Genomic DNA, 17,014 nt, shown 5'->3' on the forward strand with positions numbered 1-17,014 from the left:
GAGTCCGCCCCCGCCGTCGTGTCGGACCCACTCACTTGCCCTGCGGATATCCGGTCACCGTGACGGTCACCGTGACGGTCGGCCGGACGCGGCCGCCACCACCGCCGTTTCCACCGCCTGTCGGCGGTGTCACGCCGGTCGAGGGGGCGGCGTGACAGTTGCCGAGTACATCGGCCCGCAGGACGGTCCTGCCGCCGACCTTCCCGGTCAAGTCCCCCCGGACACAGAGCCCGCTGACCTCCTTCGTGACCTTGCCGACGAGTGTGACGTCCTTGCCGTCCGCGGTCCGGCCGCGGCAGTCGACGTGCGCCACCTGCCGCGCGGACGCGGAGCGCGAGGTCGAGGACGGCGTCTTACCGCCGCCCTCGACCTCGGCCGTGCAGTTCAGCCACTGCACATCGACCCCTTTGCGCTCCAGCGCCCCGGTGCCGGTCCGGTCGGCGGTCAGGGCGACGGACGCGGAGTTCAGCCCGTCGATCGGCTCGCAGGCGACGGCCCCCGCAACGGCCGCACCGACGAGGCACAGTACGGCCGGAATGCGATGGGCCCGGCCGCGACCCCATGAACTCGATGCCCTCAATGTCCCCATACGTGGCAGGGTCCCACCACTCGCCCGCGGTGCGGTAGACCGCTTGCAGCCACACCGGACGTGTTGTATACGGCGGTTACGCCCAGCGGCCGGTGCGCCCCAGCAACAGTGCCGTCGCCGCGGTGCCCGCCGTCGAGGTGCGCAGGACGCTCCGGCCGAGCCGGCAGGTCCGGGCGCCCGCCTCGGCGAAGGCCGCCAGCTCCTCGGGCGACACACCGCCCTCGGGGCCCACGACCAGGACGATCTCGCCCCCTGCGGGCAGTCCGACGGTGGCCAGCGGCTCGCTGTCGTACCCCCGGTCCTCGTGCAGGACGGCCGCGAAGTCGGCTGTGGCCAGAAGTGCGGCAACCTGTTTGGTCGTCAGTGCGTCCGTCACCTCCGGGAAACGCACCCGGCGCGACTGCTTGCCCGCCTCGCGGGCCGTGTTCCGCCACTTCGCGAGGGCCTTGAGACCGCGGTCGCCCTTCCACTGGGTGATGCAGCGCGAAGCCTGCCACGGCACGATCGCGTCGACGCCCGTCTCCGTCATCGTCTCGACGGCGACCTCGCCGCGGTCACCCTTGGGGAGCGCCTGGACCACGGTGATGCGGGGTGTGGGACGGGGCTCCTCGTGGACCGTGCAGAGGTCCGTCACCACCAGCCGGTCCTTGCCCTCGGCGGCCCGCACGACCCCTTCCGTCCACCGGCCGTGCCCGTCCGTCAGCACGACGTCCTCACCGGCCCGCAGGCGCTTGACCGAAACGGCGTGCCGCCCCTCGGGACCGTCCAGGACGAACTCGGGCCCGGCGGGGACCTGTTCGACGACGAAGACCGGTGCGGTCACTGCGTGCTCCTTGTGCTCGGTGCCGCGTGCGCGGCGTCCAGTTCTTCGGCGAGCAGCCCGACCAGCCGGCCGGCCGGCAACTCGCGTGCCATGCGGTGGCCCTGGCCCGCCCACAGGGCCATGCCCTGCGCGTCCCCGGCCCTGGCCGCGGCCTTGCGCAGCCCGCTGGTGACATGGTGCACCTGCGGGTAGGCGGCGGGGGTGTACGGGCCGTGCTCGCGCACGAAGCGGTTGACGAGGCCGCGGGCGGGGCGTCCGGAGAACGCCCGGGTCAGGGCCGTCCGTGCGAACAGCGGGTTGGTCAGCGCCTGCTTGTGCAGCAGATGGGCGCCGGACTCGGGGCAGACCAGGAATGCCGTGCCGAGCTGCGCCGCCTCCGCGCCCGCCGCGACGACCGCCGCGATCTGGGAGCCGCGCATGATGCCGCCGGACGCGATGAGCGGCAGCTGGACGGTCTCACGGACCAGGGCCACCAGGGAGAGCAGCCCGATGCCGGCGTCGTCGGCCTGCGGGTCGTCGCGGTGGGTGCACCGATGGCCGCCCGCCTCGACGCCCTGGACACAGATCGCGTTGGCGCCCGCCCACTCGGCGGCCTGGGCCTCCTCGGGCGAGGTGACCGTCACGACGGTGTACGTGCCGACTCCGGCGAGCGCGTCGAGGGCGCCGCGGGTGGGGCAGCCGAACGTGAAGGAGACCACCGGAACGGGGTCCTCCAGGAGAATCGCGAGCTTGGCCTCGTAGCCGTCGTCACCACTGGAGTCCGGGTCGCCGAGCGGGGTCTCGTACCAGGCGGCCTCACCGGCGAGCTGGTGCATGTACACCTCGACGGCGCTCGGGTCGGCGAGGTTCGGCTGCGGCATGAAGAGGTTGACGCCGAACGGCTGACCGGTCATTCCGCGCAGCTGTTTGATCTCGTTGTACATGCCGTCCGCCGTCTTGTACCCGGCGGCCAGGAAGCCGAGCCCACCGGCTTCGGCAACGGCCGACACGAGCTGCGGACAGGACACACCGCCCGCCATGGGGGCCTGCACGATCGGATACCGGCAGAGATCGGTCAACGCGGATGACATGACCGCATCGTGTCACGTCCGGTGCACCCTGCCGAATCAGCCACTGTATGGCCGGAGCGGTATACGCGGAACGCCGTAGCGCCCGCCGGTCCGGGGACGGGCGGGCGCTACGGCGCAAGGGAACAGCGGGGTGCGGACGGTCCTCAGCGGCCGTTGAACGCATCCTTCAGGCGGGAGAAGAGTCCCTGTTGCCCTGGCTGGAACTGACCGGTGGGCCGCTCCTCGCCACGCAGCTTCGCGAGCTCCCGCAGCAGTCGCTCCTGCTCCGGGTCCAGCTTCGACGGGGTCGTCACCTCGACGTGCACGATCAGGTCGCCGCGCCCGCCGCCCCGCAGATGCGTGATGCCGCGGCCGTGCAGCGGGACCGACTGGCCGGACTGGGTGCCCGGCCGGATGTCGACCTCCTCCAGGCCGTCGAGCGTCTCCAGCGGCACCTTCGTGCCGAGCGCGCCCGCCGTCATGGGGATGGTGACCGTGCAGTGCATGTCGTCGCCGCGGCGCTGGAACACCGGGTGCGGCAGCTCATGGATCTCGACGTACAGGTCGCCGGCCGGGCCGCCGCCGGGGCCGACCTCGCCCTCGCCCGCGAGCTGGATGCGGGTGCCGTTGTCGACACCGGCGGGGATCTTCACGGTGAGCGTGCGCCGCGAACGGATACGGCCGTCACCGGCGCACTCCGGGCACGGGGTCGGAACGACCGTACCGAAGCCCTGGCACTGCGGGCAGGGCCGCGAGGTCATGACCTGGCCGAGGAACGACCGGGTGACCTGGGAGACCTCGCCGCGGCCGCGGCACATGTCACAGGTCTGGGCGGAGGTGCCGGGTGCGGCGCCCTCGCCGCTGCAGGTCGTACAGACGACGGCCGTGTCGACCTGGATGTCCTTCGTGGTACCGAATGCCGCCTCGGCGAGATCGATCTCCAGCCGGATCATCGCGTCCTGGCCGCGCCGGGTGCGCGACCGCGGTCCGCGCTGCGACGCCGTGCCGAAGAACGCGTCCATGATGTCGGAGAAGTTGCCGAAGCCACCCTGTCCGAATCCGCCCGCGCCACCGCCGCCGGAGGCGGACAGCGGGTCGCCGCCGAGGTCGTAGACCTGCTTCTTCTGCGGGTCCGACAACACCTCGTAGGCGGCGTTGATCTCCTTGAACCGCTCCTGGGTCTTCGGATCGGGGTTGACGTCCGGATGCAGCTCGCGTGCGAGCCGCCGGAAGGCCTTCTTGATCTCGTCCTGAGAGGCGTCGCGGCGCACACCGAGAACGGCGTAGTAGTCGGTGGCCACTTACGACTCCGCCAGGATCTGTCCGACGTAACGTGCCACTGCGCGTACCGCTCCCATCGTTCCGGGGTAGTCCATGCGGGTCGGTCCGACCACGCCGAGTTTGGCGACAGCCTCGTCGCCCGAACCGTAGCCGACCGCGACGACGGACGTGGAGTTGAGCCCCTCGTGGGCGTTCTCGTGCCCGATACGTACGGTCATGCCCGAGTCCTTGGCCTCGCCGAGCAGCTTCAGCAGCACGACCTGCTCCTCCAGCGCCTCCAGCACCGGCCGGATCATCAGAGGGAAGTCGTGCCCGAAGCGGGTGAGGTTGGAGGTGCCGCCGATCATCAGCCGCTCCTCCGTCTCCTCGACGAGGGTTTCGAGCAGGGTGGAGAGCACAGTGGACACGGTTCCCCGGTCCTCGCTCTCGAAGGATTCCGGCAGGTCCTGCACCAGCTGCGGGACGTCCGAGAACCGGCGCCCCACGACCCGGCTGTTGAGCCGGGCCCGCAGATCGGCGAGAGAGGTCTCACCGAACGGCGCGGGACAGTCGATCATGCGCTGTTCGACCCGGCCGGTGTCCGTGATCAGCACAAGCATCAGCCGGGCGGGCGCCAGCGACAGCAGTTCCACATGCCGCACTGTGGAACGGGTCAGCGAGGGGTACTGCACGACGGCGACCTGCCGGGTCAACTGCGCGAGCAGCCGTACGGTGCGGCCCACGACATCGTCGAGGTCGACCGCGCCGTCGAGGAAGTTCTGGATGGCCCTGCGCTCCGGCGACGACAGGGGCTTGACCCCCGCGAGCTTGTCGACGAAGAGTCGGTAGCCCTTGTCCGTCGGGATGCGACCCGCGCTGGTGTGGGGCTGGGCGATGAAACCCTCGTCCTCCAGCACAGCCATGTCGTTGCGGACGGTGGCCGGGGAGACCCCCAGCTTGTGCCGCTCGGTGAGCGCCTTGGAGCCGACGGGCTCCTCGGTGCCGACATAGTCCTGGACGATGGCGCGCAGCACCTCGAGTCTGCGTTCGCTGAGCATGGCGCACACCTCCAGCTGTGTTTCCTCGGTGGTTCTGGTCGATCTCCGGTGATTCCTGGCACTCGATGCGTACGAGTGCCAGCGACCCCCGCCAGTGTACGGCGGTCGGGTGGGGCCCTAGCAAGGGCGACCGGCCATGCCACCCCGAGACTGCGCAGGTCGTTGCCGATAGCGTCTCCGCATGGACGCGACATGGGAAGAGTTCGGCTGGGAGCGACTGGGCAACGGTGTGGGCCGCCGGAGGCTCCCCGGGTGGGATGCCACGGTCGCACTGGTGGTCGGAGCGGAGGCGGCCCTGCTCTTCGACACGGGATCGACGCTGCGCGAAGGTGTGGAGATACGGACCCAGGTGCAGGCCATGACCGGCCGGAGGGTGACGCATATCGCACTCAGCCACCCTCATTTCGACCATGTGCTCGGCACCGCGGCATTCGCCGGGGCGGAGGTGTACGGCGCCATCGGTACGGCCGCTCTCCTCACCGCCGGTGCGGACGAGCTGTACGCCGACGCGGTACGCCACGGGGTGCCCGAGGAGGACGCGGCGCAGGCGGCGGACGTCCTGGTGGCGCCGCACCACCAGGTGTGCGGCGAATGGACACTCGACCTGGGCGGCGGCCGCCAGGTGCTGCTGGCGAACGTGGGCCCCGCCCACAGCGGCCACGACCTCGTCGCCCTCGTGCCCGACTCCCCGGCCGTGGTCCTCTGCGGCGACCTGGTCGAGGAATCGGGCGAACCGCAGGCGGGCCCGGACGCGATCCCGTCGCGCTGGCCGGCCGCGCTGGACCGGCTGCTGGCGCTGGGCGGCGAGGACGCGGTGTATGTGCCGGGACACGGGGCCGTCGTGGACGCGGCGTTCGTACGGGCCCAGCGTGACCGGCTGTCCGCCGCCTTCGGCGTGTCGTGACCGGTTTCCGTCCTATCGTCGTCCGATGCGCAGCTACCACCCGGACCTGACCCCGCCCTGGAAGAAGTCCGCTCCCGTGCCCGAGGTCCCCGCCGAGCCCGATCTGGTCGTGGAGGAGGTCTCCACCGGCTTCTGCGGTGCGGTGATCCGCTGCGAGAAGACGGCGCAGGGCCCGACGGTGACTCTGGAGGACCGTTTCGGCAAGCACCGGGTGTTCCCGATGGAACCGCGTGGCTTCCTCCTGGAGGGCCGCGTCATCACTCTCGTACGCCCCTCGGCTACCGGCCCGGCCCGGCCCGCCCGCACGGCCTCCGGTTCCGTGGCGGTTCCCGGGGCGCGGGCCCGGGTGGCGCGGGCGGGCCGGATCTACGTGGAGGGCCGGCACGACGCGGAGTTGGTCGAACGGGTCTGGGGCGACGACCTGCGCATCGAGGGTGTGGTGGTGGAGTACCTGGAAGGCATCGACGACCTTCCGTCCATCGTCCGTTCGTTCGCCCCCGGCCCGGATGCGCGACTGGGCGTCCTGGTCGACCACCTGGTCCCCGGCTCCAAGGAGTCGAGAATCGCGGCCGAGGTCACCGACGCGAACGTGCTGGTGGTGGGCCATCCGTACATCGACATCTGGGAGGCGGTGAAGCCGGCGTCGGTGGGCATCGGCTCCTGGCCGGTGGTGCCCCGCGGCCTGGACTGGAAGACGGGCGTGTGCCGGTCACTGGGCTGGCCCGAGAACACGGGCGCGGCGTGGCAGCGCATCCTGTCGACGGTCCGCTCGTACAAGGATCTGGAACCGGCGCTGCTGGGCTCAGTTGAACACCTGATCGACTTCGTGACGGCTCCGGCGTAGGGCGTGTTTCGAAAGGAGCGTCGTCCGCCCATAGGGCGGGCCAGGCGGCGTCTGGTGCGTGCGATCGCACGGCGGAGGCTCGCCCCGGTACTGGGCGTATGGGGGGCGAGCCCGACAACGCAGCGAGCGTGCGTGCCCAACCTCACGGGTCAGTACACCTAGGGCGTGACCGGCGGCCCGGGGCCGGGGCCCGAAGAGGAAGCCTCCGGTTCCGGGGGAGGGGGCGGGCAGGGGAACAGGCCCGCTGCCGACGCACCCGTACCTCCCGCGCCCCTCAGTCCACCAGGTCCCTGACCACCGCATCAGCGAGCAACCGCCCGCGCAGAGTCAGCACCGCCCGCCCCGCCGCATACGCCGCCGCCTCCAGCAGCCCGTCCTCCACCGCGCGCCCCGCCGCTGCCAGTCCGGCGGGCGCCAGCAGTGACAGCGGACATCCGTCGACCAGCCGCAGCTCCAGCAGAATCCGCTCGACCCGCCGGTCCTCCGCCGACAGGATCTCCCGTCCCGCGCCCGGTGACCGCCCCTCCGCGAGCGCCTGCGCGTACGCGCCGGGATGCTTCACGTTCCACCAGCGCACCCCGCCCACATGGCTGTGCGCCCCCGGCCCGGCCCCCCACCAGTCGGCGCCCCGCCAGTACAGCTCGTTGTGCAGGCACCGCCCGTCCACCGTCCGGGCCCAGTTCGACACCTCGTACCAGGAGAAGCCCGCCGCGGTCATGGCCTCGTCGGCGATCAGATACCGGTCGGCATGGACGTCGTCGTCCGTCATCGGAACCTCGCCACGCCGGATCCGCCGCGCCAGCTGCGTGCCCTCCTCGACGATCAGCGCGTACGCGGACACATGGTCCGGCCCCGCTCCGATCGCCGCGTCCAGCGAGGCCCGCCAGTCGTCGTCGGACTCCCCGGGCGTGCCGTAGATCAGGTCGAGATTGACGTGCTCGAAGCCCGCCTCCCGGGCCTCGGCGACACACGCCTCAGGCCGCCCCGGCGTATGCGTACGGTCGAGGATCTTCAGCACGTGCTGCCGGGCACTCTGCATCCCGAACGAGATCCGGTTGAAGCCGCCTTCCCGCAGCTCCGCCAGATACGCCGGGTCGACCGACTCCGGATTGGCCTCGGTGGTGATCTCGGCGTCGTCGGCGAGCCCGAACTCGTCACGGATCGCCGCCAGCATCCGGACGAGATCCCCTGCGGGCAGCAGCGTGGGCGTACCGCCGCCGACGAACACCGTACGGGCCGGTCGCGAGTCGTCGCCGAGCACCTTGCGGGCCTGACGGACCTCGCCGATCAGATGGGCGGCGTAGTTGTCCCGGGAGGCCAGCGCACCGCCCGACCCCCGCAGCTCGGTCGCCGTGTACGTGTTGAAGTCGCAGTACCCGCAGCGCGTGGCGCAGTACGGCACATGCAGGTAGAAGCCGAGCGGCCGGTCCGCGGCGCCTTCCAGGGCATGGCGGGGCAGCGCCCCGTCGTCGGGCACGGGCTCACCATCGGGCAGTACGGAAGGCATACCGTCCATTGTCACTCGTCGCCGGTCCTGCCCCGCCCGCGCTCACCGGGCCTGCAGGACCACCAGCGCCAGATCGTCGTCCGGCGGGCGCTCGGCGAACTCGTGAACGGCGCGTTTGATCCGGTCCGCGATCCCCTCCGCGGTCAGCCCGGCGCACCCGGCCAGTACCCGGGCGAGACCGTCGCCGTCGTCGAACATCGCCGGCCCGGAGCGCCGCTCCGTGACCCCGTCCGTGACGCAGAGCAGGCTGTCCCCCGGCGCCAGGTCGAAGCTCTGGCTCTCGTACGCGACGTCCTCGACGACTCCGAGCAGCACCTGCGGCTCGGCGGCGGCCCGCACGGTGCCGTCGGGCCGCAGCAGCAGCGGCAGCGGATGGCCCGCGCTGGCGAGCGTGCAGCGCACTCCGCCACCGGGCAGCGGCACCATCTCCCCGTACAGCAGGGAGAGGAACCGGGGCTGCCCGCCGTCCGGCAGCTGCGGACCGTCCTCGCGCAGGTGCCGGCCGCCCTCCGCCAGGTGCTGCCCGCCCGCGGCCGCGACCATGAGCGCGGCGGCCTCGGCGGTCTCCATCGCGTCGTCGAGGAGCAGCCGGTTGAGCCGGTCCAGCACCTCGCCGACGCGGAACCCCTCCCGGGCCAGCAGCCGCAGCCAGGGCCGGGCGAGACCGGTGACGACCGCGGCCTCGGGCCCGCTGCCCTGCACATCGCCGAGAACGAAGCACCAGCGGTCGCCGGGGCACGGAAAAATGTCGTAGAAGTCACCTCCGACGACACCGTCGTCGGAGGGCTCGTACACCAGCGAGCTGGTGACGCCGGGTATCTCCGCGACCTTGCTGGGCAGCAGACCGCGCTGCAGGACGCGGCTGATGGTGGCCTGCCGGGTGTACGCGCGAGCGGCGCCGACGGCGAGGCCGACACGGCGTACGAAATCCTCGACCAGGGCGGTCACTTCGTGCGGCACCCGGGCGGCGCCCTCCCGGCCGAGCAGAACGGCGCCGAGCGTGCGGTCCCCCGACGTCATCCGAAACCCCAGGGCCGTCCCCTCGTCCTCGCCCTCGCTCAGGGGCCACGGAACCGGAACCGGCCCGGTGCCGACCTCGTCGGACAGCAGGAGCGGCTCCTCCTCCAGGACCGTGCGCAGCTGCTCCGTGCCGTCCTCGTCGGCGTGCCAGACCCGCACCAGCCGTGGCGCGGCCGAGGGCCCGCCGCCTTCACCCTGCAGCCAGATCGCGCACCAGTCGCCGAGCCGGGGCACCAGCAGCTGCCCGGCGAGCGCCGCCACGATGTCCTCGTCGAGCTGCCCCGCGAGCAGATCCGATGCTTCGGCGAGGAACGAGAGCGCCCCGCGGCCGGCCCAGTCCGCGTCGTCGCGGACGGCGCGGCGGGCGCTGGGGGCGAGCAGCTCGGCGGCGTGCAGTTCGGGCTCGGCTGCCGGATCGGGCGCGTCGGTCCAGTCGTCGACGGGCAGCCGGGCCCAGACGGTCTTCAGGCCGGTGCGGTACGTGATGCCCCAGCGCTCGGCGAGCGTGGCCACGACCTGCAGCCCACGCCCGCACTCGGCCGGTCCGTCCCGGTCCGCGGCCGATAACGGGCCGGGGCGTTCGCTGCGCACGGAACGGGCGGGGTGATGATCGGCGACCTCCAGCACCAGGGCGGCGGCCTCGTCCCCGGCCGCCTCCTCCAGCCGGAAGAGCAGCTCGACGGTGGTCCCCGCGTGCACGACGGCATTGGTGACGAGCTCACCGACGACAACCACCGCGTCGTCCGCCAGCCGGTCGCTGAACCCCACGGCCGCGGGCAGCCCCAGTCCGGTCCACTCGGCCAGCGCGGCCCGGACGAACCGGCGGGCGGCGGCCGGCGCGAGGAGATTCCCGGGCAGACTCGTCCGGGCGACCGGCTGCGCTTCCGCCTGGCCGACGTACGTACCGGGACGCTGAACGGTGTCCCGCTGCAAAGGAATGGGCCGCATGGCGCAGCTCCTGACGTGTTCTCGCACGGCCTGTCTCGTGCCGTGTGCCGCTGACGACACCGACAGAGTGACAGACCGGCCCTGTCCATAAGCACCGAGTTACCGAAGTGAACAGAGAACGACGCCGGACCGTTTGTCAGAAACGGCGACGCGAAACAACGGGCGGACGGGGCAGCTCACCCCGTCCGCACCGCACGCGCTTCGTGACGCCTCGCGTCAGGCCTCGCGGGCCCCCACGTACATCTCGTCGATGAGGTTCTTGTACTCGCGCTCGACGACCGGCCGCTTGAGCTTGAGGCTCGGCGTGAGCTCGCCGTGCTCGACGTCGAGGTCGCGCGGCAGCAGCCGGAACTGCTTGATGGTCTGCCAGCGCTGCAGCCCCGCGTTGAGACGCTTCACATAACCGTCGATGAGTTCCACGGTCTGCGGGGACGCGACCACATCGGCGTACGGCCTGCCCGCCAGGCCGTTCTCGGCGGCCCAGCCGAGGATGGTCGGCTCGTCGAGGGCGATCAGGGCGGTGCAGTAGTTGCGGTCCGCGCCGTGCACCAGGATGTTGGAGACGAACGGGCACACCGCCTTGAACTGTCCCTCGACCTCCGCCGGGGCGACGTACTTGCCGCCCGACGTCTTGATCAGGTCCTTCTTGCGGTCGGTGATCCGCAGGTAGCCGTCCACCGAGAGCTCGCCGATGTCACCGCTGTGCAGCCAGCCGTCGGGCTCCAGCACCTCGGCGGTCTTCTCCGGCTGGCGGTGGTAGCCCTGCATGATGCCGGGGCCCCGCAGCATGATCTCGCCGTCGTCCGCGATCCGTACCTCGGTGCCGGGGAGCGGCTTGCCGACCGTACCCGTGCGGTAGGCCTCGCCCGGGTTGACGAAGGAGGCGGCGCTGGACTCGGTGAGCCCGTAGCCCTCCAGGATGTGAATGCCGGCGCCGGCGAAGAAGTAGCCGATCTCGGGGGCGAGCGCGGCGGAGCCGGAGACACAGGCGCGGAGCCGGCCGCCGAAGGCCTCGCGGATCTTGGCGAAGACGAGCGCGTCGGCGACCTTGTGCTTGGCGCCGAGTGCGAACGGTACGGAGGCTGTGCCGGTGCGCCGGAAGTTGTCCTGGGACACCTTGGCGTACTCGCGGGCGACCCCGGCCGCCCACTGGAAGATCTTGTACTTGGCGCCGCCACCGGCCCGTGCCTTGGACGCGACCCCGTTGTAGACCTTCTCGAAGATCCGGGGCACGGCGGCCATGTATGTCGGCTGGACGACCGGCAGGTTCTCGATGATCTTGTCGACCCGGCCGTCGACCGCGGTCACGTGACCGACCTCGATCTGGCCGGAGGTGAGGACCTTGCCGAAGACGTGCGCGAGCGGCAGCCAGAGGTACTGGACGTCGTCCTCGGTGATCAGGCCGGTCGCCACGGTGGCCTTGGCCATGTACGACCAGTTGTCGTGCGGCAGTCGCACACCCTTGGGGCGGCCGGTGGTGCCCGAGGTGTAGATCAGGGTGGCCAGCTGGTCGGCGGAGATCGCGCCGACCCGCTCCTGGACCACGGACGGGTTCTTCGTCAGGAGCTCGGCGCCGCGGGCCTCCAGGTCGGCCAGCGAGAGCACCCAGCCCTCGGGGTCGGCCGCGTCGGGCTCGACGCCCTGCGGGTCGATGACGACGACATGGGCGAGCTCCGGCAGGTCGGCGCGGCGCTCACGGGCCTTGGCCAGCTGGCCGGCGTCCTCCGCGATCAGCACCCGGCTCTCCGAGTCGGCGAGGACGAACGCCGACTCCTCGGCGTTCGTCGACGGGTAGATCGTGGTCGTCGCGGCGCCCGCGCACATCACACCGAGGTCGGCGAAGATCCACTCGATGCGGGTGGTGGAGGACAGCGCGATCCGCTGCTCGGGCTCCACACCCAGACCGATGAGTCCGGCGGCGATCGCGTACACACGTTCCGCGGCCTGTGCCCAGCTCACCGACTTCCACTCATCGGGGCCCTGGCCGGTGGCCGACGGGACCGGGAAGCGGTAGGCCTCCCCGTCCGGAGTGGCCGCCACGCGCTCGATGAAGAGGCCCGCCACGGAGGGCGGTCGGTTATCGATCATGGTCTGTGTGTCGCTCACGACATCCTCCGGGCCTGCGGCAGTGCTTCACGACCGATTGGTGGTTGCTGCGTGCTGCTGCTTGTTCCTGCTTGGGTACGTCCGTCTGTGTGCTTGTCCTGCGTGCTTGTCCGCGCGGATGGTTCCGCTTGTTTAACTGGCGAGTAACCACGAAGCCGTGATCAGGGTAGAGCGCCCGCGTCCGCCGCGTAAGAGGCAATCGCACGCCGCTTCATAACGAACGGGCCCCCACGCCGCAGCATGCTGCGGTACAGGGGCCCGTTGGGCTACCACCCAGTAGCGGGTACGGAAGCCGGAGCCTGCCCGGAAGCGGGAATCCGCCGGGAACTACTTCTTGCCCTTGCCCTCGCCGCCCGACTCGTCCGTCGACAGCACGGCGATGAAGGCCTCCTGAGGCACCTCCACATTGCCGACCATCTTCATCCGCTTCTTGCCTTCCTTCTGCTTCTCCAGCAGCTTCCGCTTACGGGAGATGTCACCGCCGTAGCACTTGGCGAGGACGTCCTTGCGGATGGCGCGGACGGTCTCACGGGCAATGACCCGGGAGCCGATGGCGGCCTGGATCGGCACCTCGAAGTTCTGCCGCGGGATGAGCTCGCGCAGCTTGGCGACGAGTCGCACGCCGTACGCGTACGCCTTGTCCTTGTGCGTGACCGCGGAGAACGCGTCGACCTTGTCGCCGTGCAGCAGGATGTCGACCTTGACGAGCTGGGCGGTCTGCTCGCCGGTGGGCTCGTAGTCGAGCGAGGCGTACCCGCGGGTCTTGGACTTCAGCTGGTCGAAGAAGTCGAAGACGATCTCGGCGAGCGGCAGGGTGTACCGGATCTCGACCCGGTCCTCGGAGAGGTAGTCCATGCCGATCAGGGTGCCGCGCCGGTTCTGGCAGAGCTCCATGATCGCGCCGATGAACTCGCTGGGGGCGAGGACGGTGGCGCGCACGACCGGCTCGTGCACCTTGTCGATCTTACCCTCGGGGAACTCGCTCGGGTTGGTGACGATGTGCTCGCTGCCGTCCTCCATGTCCACGCGGTAGACCACGTTGGGGGCGGTGGCGATGAGGTCCAGACCGAACTCGCGCTCCAGGCGCTCGCGGATCACGTCGAGGTGCAGCAGACCGAGGAAGCCGACACGGAAGCCGAAGCCGAGGGCCGCGGAGGTCTCCGGCTCGTACACCAGGGCGGCGTCGTTGAGCTGGAGCTTGTCGAGGGCCTCGCGCAGGTCGGGATAGTCCGAGCCGTCCAGCGGGTACAGCCCCGAGAACACCATCGGCTTGGGGTCCTTGTAGCCGCCCAGCGCCTCGGTCGCGCCCTTGTTCAGGGAGGTGATCGTGTCACCGACCTTGGACTGCCGGACGTCCTTCACACCGGTGATGATGTAGCCCACTTCACCCACACCGAGACCGTCGGCCGGGGTCATCTCCGGGGAGGAGACACCGATCTCCAGCAGCTCGTGGGTGGCGCCGGTGGACATCATCTTGATGCGCTCGCGCTTGTTGAGCTGGCCGTCGACGACACGGACGTACGTGACGACGCCGCGGTACGAGTCGTAGACCGAGTCGAAGATCATCGCGCGGGCCGGTGCGTCGGCCTTGCCGACGGGCGCCGGGACGTCCCTGACCACCCGGTCCAGCAGGGCGTCCACACCGATGCCGGTCTTCGCGGAGACCTTGAGGACGTCCTCGGGCTGGCAGCCGATGAGGTTGGCCAGCTCCTCGGAGAACTTCTCCGGCTGCGCGGCCGGGAGGTCGATCTTGTTGAGCACCGGAACGATGGTGAGGTCGTTCTCCATCGCCAGGTAGAGGTTGGCCAGCGTCTGGGCCTCGATGCCCTGCGCGGCGTCGACCAGCAGGACCGTGCCCTCGCAGGCGGCGAGCGAGCGGGAGACCTCGTACGTGAAGTCCACGTGGCCCGGAGTGTCGATCATGTTGAGGACATGGGTGCTCCCCTGGCCCTCGCCCGTGGTGGGCGCCCAGGGCAGACGTACCGCCTGGGACTTGATGGTGATGCCGCGCTCGCGCTCGATGTCCATCCGGTCGAGGTACTGAGCGCGCATCTGCCGCTGGTCGACCACACCCGTCAGCTGAAGCATCCGGTCGGCAAGGGTCGACTTGCCGTGGTCGATGTGCGCGATGATGCAGAAGTTGCGGATCAGCGCCGGGTCGGTACGGCTCGGCTCGGGCACGTGGATAGGAGTCGCGGGCACGCAGGGTCCTGATTCTTGAGACGCCGAACGCCGTGTCTCGGGTCGATGTCGGGTCGGTCGGATCGATACGTAGCTTCCATCGTCCCACGCCCGCGGGGCTGAGACCGGTTTGGGCCGGTCGGAGCGCGGCTGGTACCGTTGACAGCTGTGCTTCGTGGCCCTTTCGGGCGGCGGGGCACACATCGAAGATCCAACGAACCTGAAAAGGCTCTTTCGTGGCGAACATCAAGTCCCAGATCAAGCGGAACAAGACGAACGAGAAGGCGCGCCTGCGCAACAAGGCCGTCAAGTCCTCGCTCAAGACCGCGATCCGCAAGGCCCGTGAGGCTGCCGCTGCGGGCGACGTCGAGAAGGCCACCACGGCCGTTCGCGACGCCTCGCGCGCGCTCGACAAGGCTGTCTCGAAGGGTGTCATCCACAAGAACGCCGCCGCCAACAAGAAGTCGGCGCTGGCCTCCAAGGTGGCCGCCCTCCAGGGCTGAGCTTTCTGATGTAACCGCCGGAACGGACCAGCGGGCCCTCTCTCCCGCCCCTGCCCGGCCCCCGCGCCGCACACCGAACCTGCGTTCGCCACGCGGGTGCGGCGCACCAAGCGTGAAACCGAGGCCCCGGCCATCGTTCTCCCCAGAGCGACAGCCGGGGCCTTCGGCGTGCCCGGACATGCCGGTCCCGTCAAGCCCGCCCGTCGGTCGAGGGCAACACGCCAACCGCCCGGCACCCGCCCTGCCTCACCGCTCCAGGGGGTGTCCGGCGGGGCCAGGGCCCGGCCACGGGCCACTAGGGCCTGTCGTCACACGCCCGTCGTCGCCCGAAGTGCGGCCCTGCGGCGTCTGGTGCGTACTCTCGGCGTGCCGGGCGGAAGTCCTCGTACTGGACGTGGACGTACTTGGGCTGTCGCCCGATGCGGCGAGAGTGCCTGCCAGGCGTCGCGGGGCAGACGGGAATGTGACGACAGGTCCTAGCGCCGCCCAGCCCGCGCCGCCCACGCAACAGCGACCACGGCCTTCTCCAGGGCGTACTCGGGGTCGTCCCCACCGCCCTTCACGCCCGCATCCGCATCCGCGACCGCCCGCAGAGCCGCCGCCACCCCGTCCGGCGTCCACCCCCGCATCTGCTGCCGCACCCGGTCGATCTTCCACGGCGGCATACCCAGTTCGCGCGCAAGATCCGCAGGCCGGCCCCCGCGCGCCGAGGACAGCTTGCCGATCGCCCGCACGCCCTGCGCCAGCGCACTGGTGATCAGCACCGGCGCCACCCCGGTCGACAGCGACCAGCGCAATGCCTCCAGCGCCTCCGCGGCCCGCCCTTCCACTGCCCGGTCGGCGACCACGAAGCTGGACGCCTCCGCACGACCGGTGTAGTAGCGCCCGACGACCGCCTCGTCGATCGTGCCCTCGACATCCGCGACCAGCTGGGACACCGCGCTCGCCAGCTCCCGCAACTCGCTGCCGATGGAGTCGACGAGCGCCTGGCACGCCTCGGGGCTCGCGGAACGCCCCAGCGCCCGGAACTCCGACCGGACGAACGAGAGCCGCTCGGCAGGCTTCGTGGTCTTCGGGCAGGCGACCTCCCGCGCACCCGCCTTGCGCGCGGCGTCCAGCAGCCCTTTGCCCTTGGCGCCGCCCGCGTGCAGCAGGACGAGCGTGATCTCCTCGGCCGGTGCGTCGAGGTACGCCTTGACGTCCTTGATCGTGTCGGCGGAGAGATCCTGCGCATTGCGCACGATCACCACCTTGCGCTCGGCGAAGAGCGACGGGCTCGTGAGCTCGGCAAGGGTGCCCGGCTGGAGCTGGTCGGAGGTGAGGTCGCGGACGTCCGTGTCGGCGTCGGACGCGCGGGCCGCCGCCACCACCTGCTGCACCGCACGGTCGAGGAGGAGGTCCTCCTGGCCCACGGCGAGCGTGAGGGGGGCGAGCGGATCGTCGGTGGAATTCCTTCTGGTGGCCATCGCCGTCCAGCATCCCACGCCCCTCTGACAGCCCGGCTTCGACGCCTCTCCGCGCACCCGTCGCCGTACCGGAGAATGGGCAGGTGAGCGATGTGAGACATGTACTGGTGCTGCCCGACCGCGATACCGCGGAGGAGGTGGCCGGGGAGCTCGCCGACCGTTTCGGAGTCGCCGAGGAACCTCAACTCGTACGCGACGCGCTGGCCGGCGAGGACGACGCGGAGGACGCCCAGTGGCTGGTGGTCGTAGAGGACGCGGACGGCCGGCTCGACCCCTCGGCACTCGACGAGCTGGCGGCGGAGTACGAGGGCTGGCTGGAGGCGCCCTAGGACTGTCCGACCGTTCCTAGCCAGTGTGCATAAGTGAGTCCTGGACCCACTGCTGCGCACTGGGCGCATCCCGAACGGTGTTGGATGCGCTGGGTTCCCGCTTTCGCGTCCCGTTCGGTGACGGCTCTCCAGGGGGCCGGTCCGTTGTGGGTGGGCGGGTTCCCTCACGCCCCCGGTCACCTGGTCTGGCCTGGACGGTCCGATGCCCCGCACGATCGCTCTGGTCGTGTGGGGGCGGTGCCGTCCTTCCCCAAGCTCTCAATTCCGTTCGAGCAGGGGATACCCCATCCCGGACCGGGTGCCCGAGGGCGCGTCGTCCGATCGCGATGCCCGCGGCATCGTGACGGGACATGGTGCGACGTGGAGTGGCCAGTGGCTTCTGCCAGTGCTGGGCACCCCACTGGGAGGTGTAGGCGGGATCGACTGC

The 17,014-nt window shown here is 70.8% G+C and carries 14 protein-coding genes and 1 pseudogene; 4 read left to right on the top strand and 11 right to left on the bottom strand.

What is annotated here, in order from left to right:
• Nucleotides 1-31: 31 nt before the first annotated feature.
• From AB0N06_RS28470 to hrcA, 5 genes are all read right to left on the bottom strand, one after another.
• Nucleotides 32-589, bottom strand: coding sequence for a hypothetical protein (locus tag AB0N06_RS28470; RefSeq protein ID WP_366137544.1), 558 nt, complete (start codon nucleotides 587-589; stop codon nucleotides 32-34).
• Nucleotides 590-665: 76 nt separating this feature from the next.
• Nucleotides 666-1,412 carry a 16S rRNA (uracil(1498)-N(3))-methyltransferase gene (locus tag AB0N06_RS28475; protein ID WP_366137545.1) on the bottom strand — a complete coding sequence of 249 codons (747 nt, stop codon included), beginning with the start codon at nucleotides 1,410-1,412 and terminating at the stop codon, nucleotides 666-668.
• Nucleotides 1,409-2,482: a nitronate monooxygenase gene (locus AB0N06_RS28480; RefSeq protein ID WP_366137546.1), complete on the bottom strand. Its 1,074-nt coding sequence runs from the start codon at nucleotides 2,480-2,482 to the stop codon at nucleotides 1,409-1,411. The genes AB0N06_RS28475 and AB0N06_RS28480 overlap by 4 nt, the downstream gene beginning before the upstream one ends.
• 143 nt (nucleotides 2,483-2,625) lie before the next feature.
• Nucleotides 2,626-3,762, bottom strand: coding sequence for a molecular chaperone DnaJ (gene dnaJ / locus AB0N06_RS28485; RefSeq protein WP_358859083.1), 1,137 nt, complete (start codon nucleotides 3,760-3,762; stop codon nucleotides 2,626-2,628).
• The gene (hrcA, locus tag AB0N06_RS28490) at nucleotides 3,763-4,779 is read right to left on the bottom strand and encodes a heat-inducible transcriptional repressor HrcA (protein WP_266985805.1); all 1,017 of its coding nucleotides are present in this window, start codon (nucleotides 4,777-4,779) and stop codon (nucleotides 3,763-3,765) included.
• A gap of 181 nt (nucleotides 4,780-4,960) precedes the next feature.
• Between hrcA and AB0N06_RS28495 the strand changes: the two genes are divergently transcribed.
• Nucleotides 4,961-5,683 carry an MBL fold metallo-hydrolase gene (locus AB0N06_RS28495; protein WP_366137547.1) on the top strand — a complete coding sequence of 241 codons (723 nt, stop codon included), beginning with the start codon at nucleotides 4,961-4,963 and terminating at the stop codon, nucleotides 5,681-5,683.
• Nucleotides 5,684-5,708: 25 nt separating this feature from the next.
• Nucleotides 5,709-6,527: a DUF3097 domain-containing protein gene (locus AB0N06_RS28500; RefSeq protein ID WP_366137548.1), complete on the top strand. Its 819-nt coding sequence runs from the start codon at nucleotides 5,709-5,711 to the stop codon at nucleotides 6,525-6,527.
• A 274-nt stretch (nucleotides 6,528-6,801) separates the two neighbouring features.
• Here AB0N06_RS28500 and hemW read toward each other — a convergent pair whose 3' ends face one another.
• From hemW to lepA, 4 genes are all read right to left on the bottom strand, one after another.
• Nucleotides 6,802-8,034 carry a radical SAM family heme chaperone HemW gene (gene hemW / locus AB0N06_RS28505; RefSeq protein ID WP_366137549.1) on the bottom strand — a complete coding sequence of 411 codons (1,233 nt, stop codon included), beginning with the start codon at nucleotides 8,032-8,034 and terminating at the stop codon, nucleotides 6,802-6,804.
• 42 nt (nucleotides 8,035-8,076) lie between these two features.
• Nucleotides 8,077-10,002, bottom strand: coding sequence for an ATP-binding SpoIIE family protein phosphatase (locus tag AB0N06_RS28510; protein WP_366137550.1), 1,926 nt, complete (start codon nucleotides 10,000-10,002; stop codon nucleotides 8,077-8,079).
• 216 nt (nucleotides 10,003-10,218) lie between these two features.
• Nucleotides 10,219-12,108: an AMP-binding protein gene (locus AB0N06_RS28515; protein WP_366137551.1), complete on the bottom strand. Its 1,890-nt coding sequence runs from the start codon at nucleotides 12,106-12,108 to the stop codon at nucleotides 10,219-10,221.
• A 327-nt stretch (nucleotides 12,109-12,435) separates the two neighbouring features.
• The gene (gene lepA / locus AB0N06_RS28520) at nucleotides 12,436-14,310 is read right to left on the bottom strand and encodes a translation elongation factor 4 (protein ID WP_366137552.1); all 1,875 of its coding nucleotides are present in this window, start codon (nucleotides 14,308-14,310) and stop codon (nucleotides 12,436-12,438) included.
• Nucleotides 14,311-14,525: 215 nt separating this feature from the next.
• On the opposite strand from lepA, the gene rpsT reads away from it, so the two are divergent.
• The gene (gene rpsT, locus AB0N06_RS28525; protein WP_030921110.1) at nucleotides 14,526-14,792 is read left to right on the top strand and encodes a 30S ribosomal protein S20; all 267 of its coding nucleotides are present in this window, start codon (nucleotides 14,526-14,528) and stop codon (nucleotides 14,790-14,792) included.
• Between the two features lie 476 nt (nucleotides 14,793-15,268).
• Here rpsT and holA read toward each other — a convergent pair whose 3' ends face one another.
• On the bottom strand, nucleotides 15,269-16,258 hold the full coding sequence (gene holA / locus AB0N06_RS28530) for a DNA polymerase III subunit delta (protein WP_366137553.1): 990 nt from the start codon (nucleotides 16,256-16,258) through the stop codon (nucleotides 15,269-15,271).
• Between the two features lie 83 nt (nucleotides 16,259-16,341).
• Between holA and AB0N06_RS28535 the strand changes: the two genes are divergently transcribed.
• Nucleotides 16,342-16,587, top strand: coding sequence for a hypothetical protein (locus AB0N06_RS28535; protein WP_266985787.1), 246 nt, complete (start codon nucleotides 16,342-16,344; stop codon nucleotides 16,585-16,587).
• Nucleotides 16,588-16,603: 16 nt separating this feature from the next.
• On the opposite strand, the pseudogene AB0N06_RS28540 reads toward AB0N06_RS28535, so the two are convergent.
• Nucleotides 16,604-17,014 (bottom strand): annotated as a pseudogene (locus tag AB0N06_RS28540) (hypothetical protein); the annotation flags it as partial.

Origin of the sequence: Streptomyces sp. NPDC051020, from assembly GCF_040683105.1 — a bacterium.
Classification (GTDB): domain Bacteria; phylum Actinomycetota; class Actinomycetes; order Streptomycetales; family Streptomycetaceae; genus Streptomyces.